The organism is Cupriavidus sp. DF5525 (assembly GCF_040149425.2).
GTDB lineage: Bacteria > Pseudomonadota > Gammaproteobacteria > Burkholderiales > Burkholderiaceae > Cupriavidus > Cupriavidus pickettii_A.
This window is the reverse complement of record NZ_CP168267.1, coordinates 562,592-580,679: the sequence shown is the minus strand read 5'-3', so window position 1 is coordinate 580,679 and position 18,088 is coordinate 562,592. Positions and strand designations below refer to the sequence as shown.

Here is an 18,088-nt window from a genome sequence, read left to right as displayed (position 1 = left end):
TAATCGTCAACGGGGATGGATCGGAATCAGTACGGCCCCGCGAGCCAGCGGCTTTACTGTCTTGCTATAGATGTTCAGCCAGCCCTGCTCCGTGGCGCCCAGGATCGGCGCCGTCCGGGCTCGCCGTGCGGCCATCTCGCGCTCGTCGACAAGCAGGTTGATTTGCCGGCCGGGAATATCGATTTCGATGTCGTCGCCATCCTGAACCAGCGCGAGCGGCCCTCCGGCGGCGGCTTCCGGGCAGACCTGACCGACGGCCACGCCGCGATTGAGGCCCGACAACTGACCATCGGTCACGACCGCCACCTTGCCGTTGAATCCCGCGCCTTCCACCGCTGCCACGAACGACGAGGCCAGCGCCACGCCCGGCCCGCCAATCGGGCCCATGCCGCGCAGGCATGCCACGGTGCCGGCGGTGATCCTGCCATCCGCTAGCGCAGCAATGGCCTCCTCCTGCGAGTGGAACACCATGGCCTTGCCACGGAAGCGCTCCGCCTTTTCGCCAGCATTGCCAAGTTTCAGGATACTGCCCTCGGGCGCCAGCGATCCCTTCAGGATGACCAGCGATGGCTTGGTCGAAACGGGATCGTCGAGCGTACGCAGGATGGAAGGCGACGGCGCTTCATAGTCGTCCAGAATCGCACTCCAGGTCTTGCCGGACACTGTCAGGCAATCCTGCTCGATCATCGGCGCCAAGCGCTTGATTGTGGCCAACGTGCCACCCGCCGCTTCCAGTTCTTCTGTGCGATGAGGACCATTCGGCTTGACGGTGGCCAGCAGCGGCACTTCACGGCCAAGGCGGTCGAACAGGTCGTAGAGATCGACATCGGTGCCCGCCTCCTCGGCAACGCCCTGCAGATGGCGCAAAACATTGATCGACGTCGAAAGTGCAAGTGCCACCCTGACGGCATTGCGAAACGCCGCCGGCGTCAGGATGCTGCGCGGCGTCAGGCCAGCGTTGACCATTTCGACGATGCGCGCCCCCGCAGCCCTGGCCTGCTCCACCATCGCCGGCGAATTCGCCAGCACCGGGCTCGCGCCCGGCAGCGTCAGGCCCAGTGCCTCGCAGACGATGTGCATCGAGTTGGCCGTGCCCAACCCTGCGCAAACGCCCGGGCTGCGCACCGCGCGCTTGCACATGCCGTCGAGATCCTCGAACGAGAGTTGCCCGGTCACATGCATGCCGACCTTCTCGAATACGTCCTCGATATCGACATGCTCGCCCTTGTATTGGCCGCTGGCCTGGTAGCCGCAGATCACGACGATCGTCGGAATGTTCAGCCGCGCCGCCGCCATCATCTGACCGGGGGTGGTTTTGTCGCACGATGCCAGGCAAACCATGCCGTCAAGCTGCGCACCCTCGACCTGTACTTCGATGTCGTTGACGATCAGGTCGCGCGACGGCAGGATGTAGCGCCCCTGCTTGCCCGCACTGGTGATGAAGTCGCTCGGCGCGGCGGTGCGCACTTCGAACGGCACGCCACCGGCCGCGCGGATCGCTGCCTTCACCTGCACGGCCACCCCATCGAGGTGGCTGAAACAGCTCGACAATTCCGATGACGTGTTGACCACGGCAATTTTCGGCTTCTCCATGTCCGCATCGCTGAGGCCAAGCGCCTGCCATTGCGCCTTGCGCAGCGCCCAGCGCGTAGTGCCCGGGACGAAATTGCTACGGTATTTCTGCGAAGTCATTGCGCGTCTCCAAGGAAGGCGCCGTTGCGGGCCAGGGCCTGCTGGATGTCAGTGACGGGAACGCTGTGCACGCTGCATTGCCGCGCCACGGCGGCTGCAGCGGCTTGGCCCGCCGCCTCGCCCATCGCAAAGCACTGCGCGGTGACGCGGATCGACGCCTGCGCGCCATGTGTGGCCGATGCGCAGCGGCCCGCCACCATCAGGTTGTCGAAGCCGGGGAGCGTCAGCGAGCGCAGCGGAATCTGGAAGTACGTGCCCGGCTGCAACCAGATCCATTTGGTTGCACGGCCCGCCGCGTGGTCCTCCATTGGCCAGGCGCAGCAGGCGATAGCGTCGGAGAACCGCGCGCCTTCGAGCACGTCCTGATCGGTCAGGACATAGCTGCCGACCGTGCGCCGGCTCTCGCGCACGCCGATCACTGCGCCGGTATCCATCACGAATGCTGATTCGAAACCCGGTACGAATTTGCGGAACGCCTGCAGATACAGGCAAACCTGTTCCCGCCCGGCCAACTCCGCCCGCGACATCACGCTGACGTCGAACGGATTAGGAGACTTGCCATCCACCGCGACCTTCGTGATATTCAGATGCGCCAGACCCGGCCGTTCGGCAAACACGCCGCCGGCCGTTCTAGGCAGGTCGTAGCCGTCTTCCACGGCGCGTTCCAGACACTCGCGCAACGCCGCCCGGCTCAGGTTGCCGAGCGCCGTGGTATTGACACCGCCAAAGCGCACCATTGTGGTCGGAAACTGCAGGTCACCCGTGGAAATTTCGAACGGTGCGCCGGCGAACTTCACCACGTCCGCATCGCCCGAGCAGTCCACGAATGCCTTCGCGCGGATCGCCAGGCGGCCTTGCTTGGTTTCGATGAGCACGGCATCGACGTCCTCGCCATCCATGGCCACATCCACGACCAGGGCGTGAAACAGCACCTCGACCTTGGCGTCCTGGATGAGTTGGTCGAGCACGACCTTCATCGCGAAAAGGTCATAGGGCAACGAGGCCGTCTCCAGCCATCGCGTTGGCTCGCCTACCCCGTCCAGCGCATGCAGGCGTTCGATAACCTCATTGCAGAACCCGCCGACGATCTGGCGGACTTCCGACTCGGTGACCGCATATAGACCGCAGATGCTGCCCAGGCTGACTGAGGTCAAGGTGCCGCCGAGGAAGCCCTCGCGTTCCAGCAGCAGCACCTTCGCACCGGCCCGCGCTGCCGATATGGCGGCTGCCACACCGGCGGCGCCCCCGCCCACCACGCAGATATCCGCCGTCCGGACCACCGGCGTCGAACGCGGCGGTTCGGCAACGGCCCCCAATGAATACGTAGTCATTCTGTCTCCAAAAAATTGCGGTGGCGCATTCATGCGAGCCAACCGCACCTGTAGAAATGGTTACGTAGTCATTATAGGCGCAAGCCTTGCGGATTCAACCTCAAGATGTTGTGCACCGCAGCACCAGATCATTCGGCAACACGAACGTGTGCGGGGCCAGCCCGGGGTCCGCCATGCGACGTTCAAGCCGCTCAACCACCTGCTCCACCATCGCCGGCAGCGGTTGCTGAACGGTGCTCAGGCCGATGCATTCCCACCGAGCCATCGGAATATCGTCATAGCCCACGATCCACATCTCATCGGGCACCGACCGCCCACAGCGCTTTGCGGCATCCAGTGCGCCGATTGCGACGATGTCATTGGTGCAGAAGACGCTGTCAACTTCGGGGCGGTCGGTCAGCAACGTCTGCATGGCGCGGAAACCGAATTCATAGCCGAAGTCCGCCGCGTCAGCACGAGTGAAAGCCGGGCCAAGTGCCACATCCCCGAGCCCTTCCATGAACCCCCTTTCGCGCTCGCGAATCGTGCTTGCTCTCGAACTCTTGCTCGATTTTGCGGAAATCAATCCAATATGCTTGCGGCCCGCGGTCAGGAAATACTCCGCGACGCGTCTGCCACCGGCGTAGTTGTCGCTGACGATCGTATCGAAAAGATTGGTACCGACGGATCGGTTGATCAGAATGATCGGCTTCTCTGCCGCCACCCTGGTCAGCAGCTCCCTGGATTCATCGAGCGCGGCGGCAAAAATCACGCCGTCCGTCGCACTCTCCGCCAGCGCGCGCACTGTTGCATCGTCCATCACGCCGTCCAGTTCCCAGACCGTCGTTCGGAAGCCGTGGCTCGCGAGGCGCTCCACCAATAGCTGAAGCAGCAACGGGTAGAGCGGATTCGAAAGGCTTGCGACGACGACAGCAACCGTGCCACTGCGCCTGGTTTTCATCTGGCGAGCTGCGGCACTGGGGGAGTATTCATGATCCTGGATGACCTTGAGTACCCGAGCCTTTGTTTCCGGTTTTACTGACGGCAGATCTTGAAGAACACGGGAGACGGTGGTCTGGGACACTCCCGCCAGGCGGGCAATGTCGATACTGGTAAGCCTCTTGCTCATGGTGCTGGCAGAATCAGCGGCGCGTTGTAGGGATGCGCCCCGATTCTAAACGAACACGTCAGAATGAGCTGTGGCGGCCAGTGCCGCACCATGGAAGACCGGCACTTCAGTGCCGAGTTAGCGTGCGTGATGACCTTGCCAAAGGGCGTATTGAGTGGAGGGAAGAGCAGCTTTGCAGTGTCTCATTACGAAAGAATTCAATTCTTTACCGACGCGGAGCTCACTTTCGTCGTAAAGCCAAGAGTCCGCTTTTCGGCCAGCACGGCCTCTCGAACCAAAGCCTCCGAACGATCGAGAAGGGGTCATAAAGCGACGACCGGTGAGCGGCTGCCGTAGGTCACTTGCCGGCCGATAGTGTTGAAAAACTCGTTGTGGCCAGTGAGGAGGCCGTGCCTGGCGAAACTCGACCTATCAGATCGCCCTGTATTGAACGATCGTCGATCGGTTGGGGGTTCGGGTAACCCCAAAAATCTAGCTGGAAACCCCGCCTGCCGAGTTTTTCAACACAATCGGCCAGTAGCTGTCGTTGGATAAAGCCCGATTCGACGGCTGAGGTTGAAGCAAGAACGGACGTCTGGGCAAGTCCGGCGCGCTGAGCGGCCAGACCTGGCTTCGAGTACAAGCTCCTTCGCGGGTGCGACTGAACGCCAGCGAGCAGCAAAGTACCTCCGGTCTACCTCCTGCCGATCGTCATATAGCGGCTTCCGCTTGGGCGGCCAGGGACGGTCAATCCACGTATCTTCGCTGGTCCGCATGGACGCCCCACTCGAGCAGTCTGTCGAGGTCAGTCATGGTGTACGAAGTCCTGGGCCCTCCTTTGAGGGGGGCGGAGATCTGCAGCCAGCAGGACCCCTAACCTTAAAAAACTGTTTCATCCAAGGTACTCGTGGCGCCCTCCCTTCACTGAATCCTGTGGCGCATTTGGCTGTGCCCTGCGCGGGCGGAACTTCCCGCCAGCATGGCAAGAGCGGGAAGCGCTCGGGACGACATCCTTGGTCTGGTCCGGGCCCCTCCAATGCTTCCTTCGGGCTTGCCGCGTCGCCCTGAGAATCGGCTTCAATCGTCTTCGTCATCGTGCCAACGGTGCCACTTGCGATGGCGCTCCCGCCACCGCTGCTCACGCCACTGTTGCTCACGCCACTGTTGCTCACGCCACTGTTGCTCACGCCATGCGCGTGCTTGCCAATCGTCGTAGTAATAACCAGGCGCCACTACCACTGGGCGCGGCGCAACGTAGACAGGGGCCGGCTCGTAGTACACCGGGGGCGGAGGTGCTACGACACCTGGAATACCGATGCCAATTCCGACGTCTACTCTTGCTTGCGCAGCGCTTGAGGCAAGCGCGGAGGCGGCTGCGATTACACATACTGCCAAGATCTTCTGCATGATGCTGTTCCGTCCAATGATGCTCACACCTTAGGGCGTTCTCGCCCAGTCTGATATGAGCAGAACCTAAAGCCGGTTACCTTGTGTAACGGCGGTAGGTTGTCACGGTTGACCACTGCGGCGTGAGCGTCTTGTAAGGCTTTGTATCCACTCCTTTGACAGCAGCAACTTCACCCTGGCTGTCGCTCCGAACCAACATCACCATGAGTGATCTCGATACACCCAAACCCGGTCGGTCCCTCCGTTCGGGTGGTTCTGCGATCTGCCCGCTACCACTTCTAGCCCTCGACCACTCCGGCCGAGGGCCTTTAAAAATGCAGCGATTTCGTCTGGCAGAGACTCTGAGATTGAGGTGGTCGTAGCCAGGATACGTACCTGCTTCTTGAGTGGCGTGGACCGCCGCACCATATCGGGGTCATCGTACTTTTGGTGCGAAATCTGCTGGTTTGACTTAAAAAACCATACGAATCAATGTTTTGCAAACATGTCTAACGCTCAGAATGGGGATGGTCAAGAACCGTTGCTGCGAGTGGCTCCTCCAGCTTGCTACCACCAGATCCTGCGCAAAAAGTACGACTACCCCAAACCAGCCGTCCTGGCGGCGCCTGTGTCCGGCCAGCCGAAGGTAGCCGCCGTCAATGCCTACCGCGCGGACCGGACTGGGTTCCGGGATATCGGGCGAACCGACGGTCGCGGCCATCTCCCCCCTGCTGCCGGGCATCGGTAGCCAGTTCCGCTTCCAGCCGGCGACCGAGCGCGGTCACCTGACGCCGGATCGAACTGGCCGCCAGCACATGATCGAGCGGTAACACCTCCTGCAAGACATTGACGGTCAGGCCGTAGGACATTTGCGCTGCAAACTTGACCTCGAAATACTGTAGTTCTGCACTGACCCGCTCCGGCAAGCCGCTGGCGACCACTCGGCTGTGCAACCTTACTGAGGCGGCTGGCGGCTTGTCACGCTTACCTGGCGACTGTCCCGAATTGGCAAATGTATATCCCGAAAAGCAAGCGGCACAGACAGGTACGCAGGATACTCGGCACTGGGAATACTGTGCACTCTATCCGGCCAACGGAAACTGCGCCCTGAAATCAGGTTGCTCTGTTTTTCCTAACGCGACATTTATTTGTCTATTGATGACATGCCCGTAAATATGCAAAAACCATCGATCGATGATGCTAACCTGCTCACCCCACCAACGCGCAGGCGACATGATGAGTAGCGCAAGGTTGCTGCTTTCAGGCATCTTCGCCTTGTTGTTGACGATAATCGTTGTCGCTGTGATGGCTCTAAACAGGAGCTGGGGCCAGATGGCGAAGGCGCATCAGGACCAGTATCTGGAAAAGCACTTTGCAACGGAGCTGCGACGGGGATCCGGCTGTCCGAATTTCCGGCACCACCTCTAAAATCTGGCATATGCTTGTGTTCGCTTCCATGCAAGTCAACGGCGGCTGTGGTGTTAGTTGTTCCTGACATTATCCATCCGCCTTCCGTCTTCGCCGAGTCGCTGCCAGACAACGGGCTCGGTGATCTGAACAATCATCGCTATAAGTAGACCCTAATGTCAGAGAAAACTGAATCGATTCCTGCAGACTCGGTAATTAATCTTGGACGTCGCCGTCTGATGGCAGGCAGCGCAACTGCGATCGCGGCCTCCATGTCAGGCTTGGCAAAGGCTGCCGACACGCCGGCCGCTACACCAGCAGCCGGGGGGAAACCGCTGCCGGCTTATGTTGCATGGAAAGATCCGAATGCAATGATCGTCCATTCAAGCAACACCCTCGAAACTAAGCGGGCTGCGTATGGCACCAGCATCATCACGCCGGCTGACCAACTGTATATTCGCAATAACCTTCCTGCGCCCGATGTGAGCATCGTTGCCGACCGCGATGGTTGGGAACTCACAGTTGAAGGCGTGAAGAATCCGCGCAAGTTGACGGTCAAGGAACTCAAGACCATGGGGCTGGATACCGTAGCGATGGTGCTCCAGTGTTCTGGTAACGGCCGCGGCTATTTTCCGAGCAAGCCGAGTGGCACGCCCTGGCAAGTAGGTGCAGCTGGATGCGTGATATGGAGCGGTGTGCCGGTGCGTGCCGTGATCGAAGCGCTGGGCGGCGTGGTGGCTGGCGCAGCGTACATGACCAGCACTGGCGGTGAGAAGATTCCGGAGGGGATTGATCCAAAGACCGTGATCGTGGAGCGTTCGGTGCCCAAGAGCGCCATCGACGACGCGCTCTTGGCATGGGAAATGAACGGTGAGCCGATCCCCCATGCCCACGGCGGGCCGTTGCGCATCATCGTGCCCGGCTATTCCGGCGTGAACAATGTCAAATACATCAAGCGCCTCGCCTTTACCACAGAGCAGACGGACGCGGCGATCCAGAAGACCGGCTATCGCTTCTCGCCTCCGGGAGAGAAGGGAGATCCCAGTCAGCCTTCGATTTGGGAAATGAGCGTCAAGTCGTGGATTAACAGCCCGGCCTCCGACGGCGGTCCGGTTTCGGCGGGTCTCGTGCAGATCAAAGGTGTTGCCTTTGGCGGTATCAATGCGGTGCGAGGCGTGGAAGTCTCCATCGATGGCGGCAAGACCTGGAAGGCTGCAAAATTCGTCGGCCCGGATCTGGGTCGCTATGCGTGGCGCCAGTTCGTGCTGCCGGTGAAGCTGACTCCAGGGACGTACACGATCGCTTGCCGCGCAACAGACTCCAAGGGTAAGGTTCAACCGGAAGAGCGTGTGGAAAACGCTCACGGCTATAACAACACCAGCTGGCGCGACCACGCAATGCAAATCACTGTAGTTTAAAGGGAAAAGGAATGCCATTTTACGTAAGACAGGCAGCAAGCGCAGCGCTTGCTGCGATCGCTGCACTCGCTGGCGGCAATGCACTGGCCCAGGCAAATATGGAAGAGGGAAAGAAGCTGTTCACTCAGACTGCAGTACCGGCATGCGCGGTGTGCCACACGCTGGAACACGCTGGCGCACAAGGCGCGATCGGCCCGAATCTGGATGAACTCAAGCCGGATGCATCGCGTGTGGAGAAAGCGGTGCGCAACGGTATTGGTCAGATGCCAGCATTCAAAGGCCTGACCGATCAACAAGTCGCGACGCTGGCGAAGTATGTGGCGGCCTCTACTGGCGCTGCAAAATGAAGCAATAAAAAGGTATGAGCAGTACCCACACTTAGGCATCTGCTTGGGTTTGGGCAACTGACGGACTCAGTGCCATCAGCTCTCGTCTATTCCCTCTGCGAGATTCGGTTCCTGAGTGATCCTGGTTCTGCTTTGCTTATCGCGGTCGATCTGCAACTGTTGGATCCGTCGCGCGTTCCGGGCAGTGACGAGCGACACAGCTATCGATCCAAACCGTGCCACAGGTGCCACTTGGCGCTATGCAGTGCCTTGATCAAGGCCGCGTTGGTGGGGCCGTCGCAGTGTGCCGGCCGGCCCTTGATCATCTGTTCGAGGTTCTGTATTCGCATGGCGATGTGGAACCAATCGAGAACGTACTCACCGCGGTCACCAAAGCCGAGCTGGGCAAACCGTACGGTATCGCCTCCGTCCGACAGGAAGGTGACCGGTTGACTGGGTTGCACACCTTCTCGAAGCAGAAAATTCAACATACGATCGGCCGGCCGGTGCTCCAGCTTGTGCACGTAAGCAAAACTGTGGCTGGCATCCTGATCCCGCATTGATTTCCCGACGATCACTTCAAACCAGCCGTCCTGCCGTCGCCGGTGGCCGGCCAGCCGAAGGTAGCCGCCGTTAATGCCGACGGCGCGGAGCGGACTGGGCTCCGCGACAACTTGCAAACAGGTGCCCGCGGCCATCTCCCCCTGCTCCCTGTCATCGGTCGCCTGGTCCGCTTCCAGCCGGCGACCGAGCGCCTGACCTGACGTCGGATCGAGCTGGCTGCCAGGGCGTGATCGAGCGGCAAAATCTCCTGCAGCACGTTGACGGTCAAGCCATAGGACATCAGCGCGGCAAACTTGACCTCGAGATACTGTAGTTCGGGACTGACCCGCTCAGGCAGACAGCTTGCGAGCGGGCTGAAGGTGGAGGCGCTGCCCGAGCATTGCCGGCAGGGATACAGCCTGGGACTATCAAACGACAGTCGTCCAAACGGCGAACGGAAGACCAGCCGATGGTGCCCCTTGCAGGTCATCGGTGCACCGCACTTGGGACAAACGCTGGACTGGGCAACCATCTCGGCAACCTGTGCCGAAACCATCGTGCGCTGCAGCTTGCCTAGCAGCGCTTTCGCTTCCGCCAGATGCAAGCCCAGTGATCCGGCATCAAAGGCTGTTCGCTCGAACTGGGCGATCTCGGTGACGGTGGCGGGCGTCTCCCCTTCGTCCTGCACAACGACTTGCAAAGTGATATGCATGGCCGCCCTCCTCCCGTGAACTGCGGCGACCAGTCTACGCCTGCAACTCTCGCAACCGATCATTGACGATTTGGCGGTCGAAGCGGCGGTCCAGCCACGTCAGCCACTGGTCGACCTCATCACGAAGCTCGTTCAGCTCTATGGAGCGCTCACGTAAGGACTCGAGCCACTCCATGAACTCCCATTCGCTCCGGCTTTCTCTAACCTCCAGGTATTCTTCCACCCCGCCGACATCCTCCGGCGGACAAGCCCCAGACTCCGCCACGCAACGTGGCAACAGTTCGATATGCTGCGTCAGTACGCGCCGCTCGACGCGTATATCGTGCCGCCACCATGCATTGAAGTCGTACACGTAGAAGAAAGCCTCGTGCTCGCGCAAAGCAAATTCGCTTAGCGTCAGCGTGGTTGCCGCCGTGGAAAATTGCAGAGCGCCTTCGCGGGCTTCGCCATATCTCCGGCCACGAATGACGAACCGATGCAGATGATCGTCCGTCCAGCCCATGGCTGCCTGGATGACTTCATGGAGGCGAGCCAGCGTGATGTGCCCAGGAATGAGCACACGTCGCCAGACCGGCGGGCTCAAGCCGCGCAGAGCCATCCGGAGTTGCAGGACGGCGATCGCCAGCTGAGGATCGGATGCCATGGGCCCATTCTAGGTGGCTCATTGGCCTCTCAGAAGCGGTCTCGACTTTCGGCTAGGGGCCATCGGTGCACCACTTGCAACGCGCTTGAGATAGATATCGTACAATTACGATATTAATTTTAAGAAAGCGCGATATATGGTTCGTGAGAGACCGAAACAGCGCCCGGCTGCCACGCCCTCGGTCAAGCCGGCGCTTGATGTGGACGCGATTCACAAGGCCTTGGCCAACCCCGTCCGGCGGAACATCCTCTCATGGTTGCGAACGCCCGATGCGTACTTCTCGGCGCAGGAATATCCGCTCGACCTGGGCGTCTGCGCCGGGCTGATCGATGCGCAGGCCGGGCTATCGCAATCAACCGTTTCCGCTCATCTGGCAACGCTGCAGCGCGCCGGCCTGGTTAGTTCGAAACGCATCGGACAGTGGGTCTTCTTCAAGCGCAACGAGGAGACCATCCAGGCCTTCCTCGAACACGTCCACCAGGACCTTTGAACAACCTGCGCCGCAGATTACACGGCGCCATGCCATTGCGCGCGATCGTGCGCGCTTCACCCTCGACAACAAAGGAGAATCCCATGCCCACTCTCTTCGATCCCATCCGTGTCGGCGATCTCGACCTGCCCAACCGTATCATCATGGCGCCGCTGACACGTTCGCGCGCGGTCGGTGGCGGCCGCGTGCCGAATGCCTTGATGGCCGAGTACTACGTCCAGCGGGCCTCCGCCGGCCTGATCATCTCCGAGGCCACCGCGGTGACGCCGCAAGGCGTAGGTTATGCCGACACCCCCGGCATATGGACCGATGAACAGGTGGCCGGCTGGAAGCAGGTCACCGAGGCGGTCCATGCCGCCGGCGGCCGCATCATGCTGCAGCTGTGGCACGTCGGCCGGATCTCCGATCCCGTCTTCCTGGACGGTGAACTTCCTGTCGCCCCGAGCGCAATTGCCGCCGAAGGCCATGTGAGCCTGGTGCGCCCGAAGCGCGCCTATGTGACACCCCGCGCGTTGGAAACCGACGAGATCGCCGGCGTGGTCGCGGCCTACCGCCGCGGCGCGCAGAACGCCAAGGCGGCGGGCTTCGACGGCGTGGAAGTCCATGGCGCCAACGGCTACCTGCTCGACCAGTTCCTGCAGGACAGCACCAACCAGCGCACTGACGCCTACGGCGGCCCGATCGAGAATCGTGCGCGGCTGCTGCTCGAAGTCACCGACGCCTGCATCGAAGTGTGGGGCGCCAGCCGTGTCGGCGTGCACCTGGCCCCGCGCGGCGATGCACATTCGATGGGGGATTCCGATCCGGCCGCGACCTTCGGTTATGTGGCCCGCGAACTCGGCAAACGCGGCATCGCCTTCATCTGCTCGCGCGAGGCGCTGGGCGACGGCCGCCTCGGACCTGCGCTGAAGGCAGCGTTCGGCGGCGTCTATATTGCCAACGAGAAGATGACCAAGCAAACCGCTGAAGCCGTGCTCGCCGCGGGTGAGGCGGATGCCGTTGCGTTCGGCCAACTGTTCATCGCCAATCCGGACCTGCCTCGCCGGCTTGAGCTGGACGCGTCGCTCAACGCACCGCAGCCAGACACCTTCTATCACCCTGGAGCGGAAGGCTATATCGACTACCCCGCCCTCGCCTGAGCGAGCCGCAATGAAGGCCCCGCTAGCGGGCCCCCCGCAAAGGGATTCTCTCGGGGGGACCTGCAAATGGTCGCATAGAGGTCGCGCCCATCACTTGGTGGCTTCTTCAAGTCCGTCGGCACTTACTTTTGTGAGCGCTCTTCGATATACCCATCGCGGTTGGTGATTCTCGCGCCGTCCGTAAACACATCCCGTCGATCGGTGCTTGCTCTGCCACCATTGGTGTAGGGGTCCGGCCCCTTCACAGCGCCATCGGTATAGACGTCCCGCATCCCGATGCCGGCATGGGCTACCCCAGCACCGAGCGCGGCACTCGCCGCAACGAGCAATAAGACGTTCTTCAGCATTTTCCACTCCTTTTCAGGTGGTTACAGGGCTCCGTTCACTATGACTTGTGCGCTGCGGGGCTGAGCCGGACGCCGCAAGGTTTAGACTCAGACAGGCCGATTGCTTGTCCTTGGATGTAGTGTGCGCAACGGAACTCACGCATTGATCCGTTAAAGATCAATTTTTCATCACGGCGCACCACTGAGTGCTTATTTGCCCCCCTATCCATGCAGAAGCGATGAAGCTAGCCGCGTCACGCTCTGATGGTTAAAGCCGACACCCCATCGAGCAACTGGTCAAGCAGCAAAACGGTTGCGCTGTCGTGCGACGTAAGAGTGGGACGGTGGCAAGAACGGATCGTGATTCCTTATGTGGGCTTCGCCATGCTCGATCGCGTGCGGGCGGAAGCTGCATCGGGGGGATGTCTGATCTGCTGGCTCCGCGCATCGCGCCATGACGCGTCAGGCGGCGACACATGGCCGACAAGCGGCGTTCTCGCGCCGCCCGTCGCTGCGCTACCCGGCACCGGGCGCCGCCTGCGCCCGGGTCAGGTGTTCAAGGACGGCTTTGCGCTCTATCTCGGCGGCGGCACGCGCGGTAAAGATGCGGTACACGTAGTCCATCAGGACTTCTTCCTCCTTCATCTTTCGAATATTGAGGAAGGCCATGTGCCCGATCACCTTGCCCCCACTGTCCTGGATCGGTAACCCGTAATAGCATTCGAAGCCCTGCTCTCGCGGAAACAGCTTGCCAATCCCCTCCGGGTAGAACACCGGTAAGCCATGGTCGAAAACTGCCTCGCAAGGCGTGCCGGCCAGGTCGTACTCGACGTTTTCGCGAAAGTCATCCTTGAACCAGAAGGCCAGCGTGTGGACACGCCGTGGCGGCCACCCGGTACATTCCGTAACGAAGGCGCAGGGGACGTCCAGTGCGGCAGCGAAGTGGCGGACCAGTGCGCGGAAAAATTCATCGCCACAGGTGCCGGAGGTGCCCTCGACGATGTGCTTGAGAATCTCTTCGACGCGCTTGATACGGGTCACATCGGTATCCAGGCCGACCAGCCGCAATGCCTTGCCGTTGGCATGGCGAATGGCGCTGCCCAGCGAATTGACCCACCGGTAGTGCCCGTCCTTGTGCAGCAAGCGGCACTGCTGCTGATAGCGCGGGCTGGCACCCTCGAGGTGGCGTGCCATCGCCTGCTCGACCGCGAGCAGGTCGGCGGGATGTACCCGTTCTTTCCAGGCCTTCAGGCTGTCCGGCAGTTCGTCTTCTTCAAAGCCGAGCATGGCCTTCCAGCGTTGCGACAGGTGGAATTCGTTGGTCTGGAAATTCCATTCCCACTGGCCGTCATCGGCGCTGCGCATGGCCAGGGTATAGCGTTCTTCGCTGGAACGCAGCGCGATCTCCTGCTGTCGGCGCTGTTCCATCGACAACGCCAATGTGCTTTGCGACGACTCGACGCGTGCGCGCAAGTCCGTGACGACCTGGCGGATCTGCTCGAATTCATCAGGGGGCTTGCCGCGGCCGGCGCCATCGTTGCGTGATACCTGGGATGTGGCGCAACTGCGCAGCAGCGCGCTAAGCGGACGTCCCCAGAAGGCGTGAATAGCAAGGGCGAGCACGCCAAGCAGAAACGCCAGCCCGGCCGCCGCCACCAGTGCGACGCCCGTGCGTGTGCCGGGCGGGCCGGCGCCGGGCACCCAGCCGAGCAGGAGATAGGCAATCAGCACCAGGCTGATCAATGCCGGCGGCAGCAGCAGCTTTGCTCTCAGGCCCATCATGATTCTCTTTCTGTTCCGCCCCGTCGCTACAGACGCGCATCACAACAGGTGCTTTTTGCTTTACAGCTTGCGCGGTTCTGTGGAGGCATGCCACGTCCGCACCACCCTCGCGTGACACGCCGGTGCGAGCCCTTCCTAACATAGCCCACGATCCCGCCACCAACCAGTACCGCGGAATCACGCCCGCACCCTGCCCATAGCGCTGATCGGCAGACTTAATTGAAGGCCGCGTGAGAGTTTCGTGATCTTTGTCGGCCAGAGTGGGACTGAAGGAAACCGCCACCGACAGGACTTCCGATGCTACCCACCAGCCTCCACCCCAATATGGTAGCCGCCATCCCGCCCCGGGCCGGGATCGGCTTGCGCGCCCCGCACTATCGCCAGGTCCTGGCGGAAACGCCCGCGACAGGGTGGTTCGAAGTCCATAGTGAAAACTACTTCGGTGATGGCGGTCAGCCCCTGCACTACCTCGCGCAGGTGCGGGCCTCTTACCCGCTGAGCCTGCACGGCGTCGGCCTGTGCCTGGGCGCTACGGACCGCCCGGATCGCGCACACCTGCAGCGGTTGGCTGCCCTGATCCGGCGCTCCCAGCCAGGGCTGGTATCCGAACATCTGAGCTGGGGCCGCATTGGAGACCGCTACCTCAACGACCTGCTGCCGCTGCCCTACACGGAGGAATCGCTCGCCGTCGTGTGCGAACACGTGGAGGAAGTACAGGACTACCTGCAACAGCAGTTGCTGGTGGAGAACATCACCAGCTATCTCCGGTTCAGCCACTCGACGGTTGCCGAGCCCGAGTTCATCGCGGCGCTGGTGGCGCGAACCGGTTGCAGCATCCTCCTTGACGTCAATAACATCTACGTCAACGCGGTCAACCACGGCACCGATGCATCGGGCTATATCGATGCGATCCCCGTGGGCGCGGTGAACGAAATCCACCTGGCTGGCTTTGACCACAGCGGCGGCATGCTGATCGACACCCACGGCCAGCGCGTGGCAGAGCCGGTATGGAGCCTGTATCGACATGCGCTCGCCCGCTTTGGCCCGGTTCCCACCCTGATCGAGTGGGATACCGACATTCCCCCGCTCGAGGTACTGCTCGACGAAGCCCGCAGGGCAGACCAGATGCTGGAGACCGACGATGCCTTCATTGCATGAGATCCAGTGTCGCTTTGCCCGGGCGGTGCTCGAGCAGGACCCGGCTGCACTGTCCGACCACATCGTCGGCGGCGCCATGGACGCGCAGCGGAGCCTGGGCATTTACGCCGGCAACGTGCGCCACAACTTGTGCGAGGCCCTGCGCGCCGTATTCCCCGTGATCGTGCGCCTGGTGGGCGAGCCGTTCTTCGATGCCACGGCGGGCCGGTATATCCGAGCCTGCCCATCCACCAGCGGCGACATCCAGCGCTTCGGCAAGAACTTTCCGGACTTCCTCGCGCAATTCGGACCGGCAGCGGGCTTGCGCTACCTGCCCGATGTGGCAAGGCTCGAATGGCTGACGCATGAGGTTTTCCATGCGGCAGACGCCGAGCCGCTCGCGCTGAAGCGCCTGGGCGCGCTCGCCGAGGCCGATGCCGCATGCCTGCGCCTGACGCTGAATCCGGCCTGCCGGTTACTCGCGTCCCCATTTCCGGTGCTGCATATCTGGCAGGCGAACCAGCCAGATCATGCGGACGCTATCGAGATCGACGCCGACAGCGGCGGCGACTGGCTGCTGGTCAGGCGCAGCGGCTTTGTGGTCGAAGTGCAGTCCCTGGATGTCGGGGAATACGCCATGCTTGACGCACTGGATGGCGGTGCCGCGCTCGAGCCGGCATACCAGCGGGCGCTGCAAACTGCGCCCGCCTTCGCACTGGGCGGCTTTATCCAGCGACGTATCCTGGACGCGACGATCATTGATTTCGACGCCTGCGCCGCCGGCCTTATCCCCGCGCCAGGTCGATCGTAAAGGCAGTGCCCTTGCCGAGCGCGCTGCGCACACGGATCTCGCCGCCGTGCAACTGCACGATGCGCCGGCTGATGGCCAGCCCGAGACCGACGTTGCTGCCATTGTCAGACGCCATGCGATCCACCCGGTAGTAACGGTCGAACACACCCTGCACCCGGCTCGCGTCTATGCCCTGGCCGGTATCGCGCACGGTCAGTTCGACGCGCTCCCCGGCGGCCTGGACGTCGACGCTGATTTCTCCGCCGGCAGGCGTATAGCGCATGGCGTTCTCGATCAGGTTCTCCAGCACCCGCTCGATCATGCCGATATCGGCGCTCACCGGCGGACAACCGGGACCTGACGTCGCCAGCAGGGCCAGCCCGCGCTTGTTTGCCGCCAGGGCGAACTTCTGGACCACGTCCTGCGCCAGTTCCGACAACGGGAAGCTCTCCAGCCGCGGCTGGACCTCCCGCGCTTCGAGCTTGGTCAGGTCAAACAGGTCCTGCACCAGCTTGCCGAGCCGTTCGCAATGCCTGGTCGCCACCTGCAGGTAGCGATTGCGGTCCTCGGGCGTCATCTCTTCGGCCTTCAGCAGCAGCATTTCCAGGTAACCCTGCATCGATGCGAGCGGCGTACGCAGGTCGTGGGAGACATTGGCAAGCAGCTCGCGCCGTTGCTGGTCCACCTGTGACAGCTGGGCGAGCTGCGTGACGATCCGCTCGGACATCTCCTCGAACGCCGTGCTGAGCTTCTGGATCTCGTCGTCCGCACGGCCGTCTTGCGCCAGTCTCACCGGCGTGGAAAAACCGCCCGCCCGGAATGCCTCGATGGCCTCCGACAGCACGCGCAGCCGCACCGTCAACAGCCGAAACACGATCAGCGCCGCCACCAGGCTGAAGGCCACCGTACCGATAATGAGATCGGTCGCCAGTTCGATCAGGCGCTGCGTCTCGATCATCTTCTGGGAGGCCAGGATCATCAGCGCGCCAATGGTAATGAACACCGCCATCAGCACCACCGCCAGCCTGCCGTAAAGGGTGCGGAACATGGAATCCCCTTTCCCTTCCCCTATTGCGCCCTATTACGTATTGCAGAACTTGTAGCCCACGCCCCAGACGGTCTGGATGTACTCTGGCTCGTTGGGGTCGAGTTCGATCTTGGCGCGCAGCCGGTTGATATGCGAACTTACCGTGTGCTCGTAGCCACTGTGGCTATAGCCCCAGACCTGGTCCAGCAACTGGGCGCGGCTGAAGACGCGCCCCGGATTGCTGGCAAAGTAGAGCAGCAGCTGGAATTCCTTGGCGGTGAGGCAGATCGGCGTGCCGCGCACGCTCACTTCACGCTTGTCGATATCGATGTGCAGGCCCTTGACCTGCACCGTCCTGCGGCCATCCGCTGGCGGGTTGGCCAGGGTGTCGACCAGCCGGAAGATCGCCTTGACCCGCGCAGTCAGCTCCAGCACGCTGAACGGCTTGGTCAGGTAGTCGTCGGCGCCCATCTCCAGTCCCAGCACCCGGTCCAGTTCGGTGGAGCGTGCGGTGAGCATCAGGATAGGCGTATAGCGCGGCTCCGCGCGCAGGCGCCGGCAGATCTCCAGCCCGTCGGCGCCCGGCAGCATCAGGTCCAGGATGACCAGGTCATAGGGACGGCTCAGCGCCTCTTCCAGTCCCGCCCTGCCATGGTTGATCACCTTCACGTCGCAAGACAGGCCACTCACCTGCAGCCGTACCAGTTCGGCGATATCTGCGTCGTCCTCGATCACCAGAACCTGGCGCGACATGGTTTCACCTCATCGTTGAAGCATGCGGGATGTCGGCAACACCGTCCTTGCCGCCCGGTTTGCGGCCGGGCAGTCACTGAACCATTCTAGAACGCATTT

16 protein-coding genes and 3 pseudogenes are annotated in these 18,088 nt (G+C 61.9%); 6 read left to right on the top strand and 13 right to left on the bottom strand.

Annotation, left to right across the window (positions count from 1 at the left end; genetic code table 11):
* Positions 1-6: 6 nt before the first annotated feature.
* The 6 genes and pseudogenes from ABNX08_RS37110 to ABNX08_RS37085 all read right to left on the bottom strand — a co-directional run bounded on the left by ABNX08_RS37110 (position 7) and on the right by ABNX08_RS37085 (position 6,764).
* A complete protein-coding gene (locus tag ABNX08_RS37110; protein WP_349604949.1) occupies positions 7-1,692 on the bottom strand; it encodes a dihydroxy-acid dehydratase in 1,686 nt (561 codons plus the stop codon).
* Positions 1,689-3,056, bottom strand: a complete 1,368-nt coding sequence (locus ABNX08_RS37105; protein WP_349604951.1) for an FAD-dependent oxidoreductase — start codon at positions 3,054-3,056, stop codon at positions 1,689-1,691. The genes ABNX08_RS37110 and ABNX08_RS37105 overlap by 4 nt, the downstream gene beginning before the upstream one ends.
* Positions 3,057-3,123: 67 nt before the next feature.
* Positions 3,124-4,131, bottom strand: coding sequence for a LacI family DNA-binding transcriptional regulator (locus ABNX08_RS37100; protein ID WP_349604952.1), 1,008 nt, complete (start codon positions 4,129-4,131; stop codon positions 3,124-3,126).
* 1,056 nt (positions 4,132-5,187) lie between these two features.
* Positions 5,188-5,517, bottom strand: a complete 330-nt coding sequence (locus ABNX08_RS37095) for a PXPV repeat protein (RefSeq protein WP_349604954.1) — start codon at positions 5,515-5,517, stop codon at positions 5,188-5,190.
* Between the two features lie 730 nt (positions 5,518-6,247).
* A pseudogene (locus tag ABNX08_RS37090) lies at positions 6,248-6,431 on the bottom strand (ISKra4 family transposase); the annotation flags it as partial.
* A 147-nt stretch (positions 6,432-6,578) separates the two neighbouring features.
* Positions 6,579-6,764: a hypothetical protein gene (locus tag ABNX08_RS37085; protein ID WP_374063796.1), complete on the bottom strand. Its 186-nt coding sequence runs from the start codon at positions 6,762-6,764 to the stop codon at positions 6,579-6,581.
* A 315-nt stretch (positions 6,765-7,079) separates the two neighbouring features.
* Here ABNX08_RS37085 and ABNX08_RS37080 point away from each other — a divergent pair, with 315 nt between their 5' ends.
* Complete coding sequence (locus ABNX08_RS37080) at positions 7,080-8,321, top strand: sulfite oxidase (protein WP_349604955.1); 1,242 nt, start codon at positions 7,080-7,082, stop codon at positions 8,319-8,321.
* An 11-nt stretch (positions 8,322-8,332) separates the two neighbouring features.
* Positions 8,333-8,668 (top strand): cytochrome c, encoded by a 336-nt coding sequence (locus ABNX08_RS37075; RefSeq protein ID WP_349604956.1) that lies wholly within the window; start codon positions 8,333-8,335, stop codon positions 8,666-8,668.
* 212 nt (positions 8,669-8,880) lie between these two features.
* Here the strand turns inward: ABNX08_RS37075 and ABNX08_RS37070 are convergent.
* The 3 genes and pseudogenes from ABNX08_RS37070 to ABNX08_RS37060 all read right to left on the bottom strand — a co-directional run.
* A pseudogene (locus ABNX08_RS37070) lies at positions 8,881-9,300 on the bottom strand (ISKra4 family transposase); the annotation flags it as partial.
* 77 nt (positions 9,301-9,377) lie between these two features.
* A pseudogene (locus tag ABNX08_RS37065) lies at positions 9,378-9,902 on the bottom strand (ISKra4 family transposase); the annotation flags it as partial.
* Between the two features lie 34 nt (positions 9,903-9,936).
* The gene (locus ABNX08_RS37060) at positions 9,937-10,545 is read right to left on the bottom strand and encodes a plasmid pRiA4b ORF-3 family protein (RefSeq protein ID WP_349604957.1); all 609 of its coding nucleotides are present in this window, start codon (positions 10,543-10,545) and stop codon (positions 9,937-9,939) included.
* 136 nt (positions 10,546-10,681) lie between these two features.
* On the opposite strand from ABNX08_RS37060, the gene ABNX08_RS37055 reads away from it, so the two are divergent.
* Positions 10,682-11,035 carry a helix-turn-helix transcriptional regulator gene (locus tag ABNX08_RS37055; protein WP_349604959.1) on the top strand — a complete coding sequence of 118 codons (354 nt, stop codon included), beginning with the start codon at positions 10,682-10,684 and terminating at the stop codon, positions 11,033-11,035.
* Between the two features lie 83 nt (positions 11,036-11,118).
* A complete protein-coding gene (locus ABNX08_RS37050) occupies positions 11,119-12,174 on the top strand; it encodes an alkene reductase (protein WP_349604960.1) in 1,056 nt (351 codons plus the stop codon).
* Between the two features lie 122 nt (positions 12,175-12,296).
* Here the strand turns inward: ABNX08_RS37050 and ABNX08_RS37045 are convergent, their stop codons facing one another.
* Positions 12,297-12,521, bottom strand: a complete 225-nt coding sequence (locus ABNX08_RS37045; RefSeq protein WP_349604961.1) for a hypothetical protein — start codon at positions 12,519-12,521, stop codon at positions 12,297-12,299.
* Positions 12,522-13,016: 495 nt separating this feature from the next.
* The gene (locus ABNX08_RS37040) at positions 13,017-14,243 is read right to left on the bottom strand and encodes a PAS domain-containing protein (RefSeq protein WP_349604962.1); all 1,227 of its coding nucleotides are present in this window, start codon (positions 14,241-14,243) and stop codon (positions 13,017-13,019) included.
* A gap of 336 nt (positions 14,244-14,579) precedes the next feature.
* Here ABNX08_RS37040 and ABNX08_RS37035 point away from each other — a divergent pair, with 336 nt between their 5' ends.
* Together ABNX08_RS37035 and ABNX08_RS37030 are read left to right on the top strand one after the other, a co-directional pair.
* Complete coding sequence (locus tag ABNX08_RS37035) at positions 14,580-15,440, top strand: DUF692 domain-containing protein (RefSeq protein ID WP_349604964.1); 861 nt, start codon at positions 14,580-14,582, stop codon at positions 15,438-15,440.
* The gene (locus tag ABNX08_RS37030; RefSeq protein ID WP_349604966.1) at positions 15,424-16,230 is read left to right on the top strand and encodes a DNA-binding domain-containing protein; all 807 of its coding nucleotides are present in this window, start codon (positions 15,424-15,426) and stop codon (positions 16,228-16,230) included. Before ABNX08_RS37035 ends, ABNX08_RS37030 begins: the two co-directional genes overlap by 17 nt.
* On the opposite strand, the gene ABNX08_RS37025 is transcribed toward ABNX08_RS37030, so the two are convergent.
* A complete protein-coding gene (locus ABNX08_RS37025; protein WP_349604968.1) occupies positions 16,205-17,257 on the bottom strand; it encodes an ATP-binding protein in 1,053 nt (350 codons plus the stop codon). The genes ABNX08_RS37030 and ABNX08_RS37025 overlap by 26 nt on opposite strands.
* A 33-nt stretch (positions 17,258-17,290) precedes the next feature.
* Positions 17,291-17,989, bottom strand: coding sequence for a response regulator transcription factor (locus tag ABNX08_RS37020; RefSeq protein WP_349604970.1), 699 nt, complete (start codon positions 17,987-17,989; stop codon positions 17,291-17,293).
* Positions 17,990-18,088 lie beyond the last annotated feature (99 nt).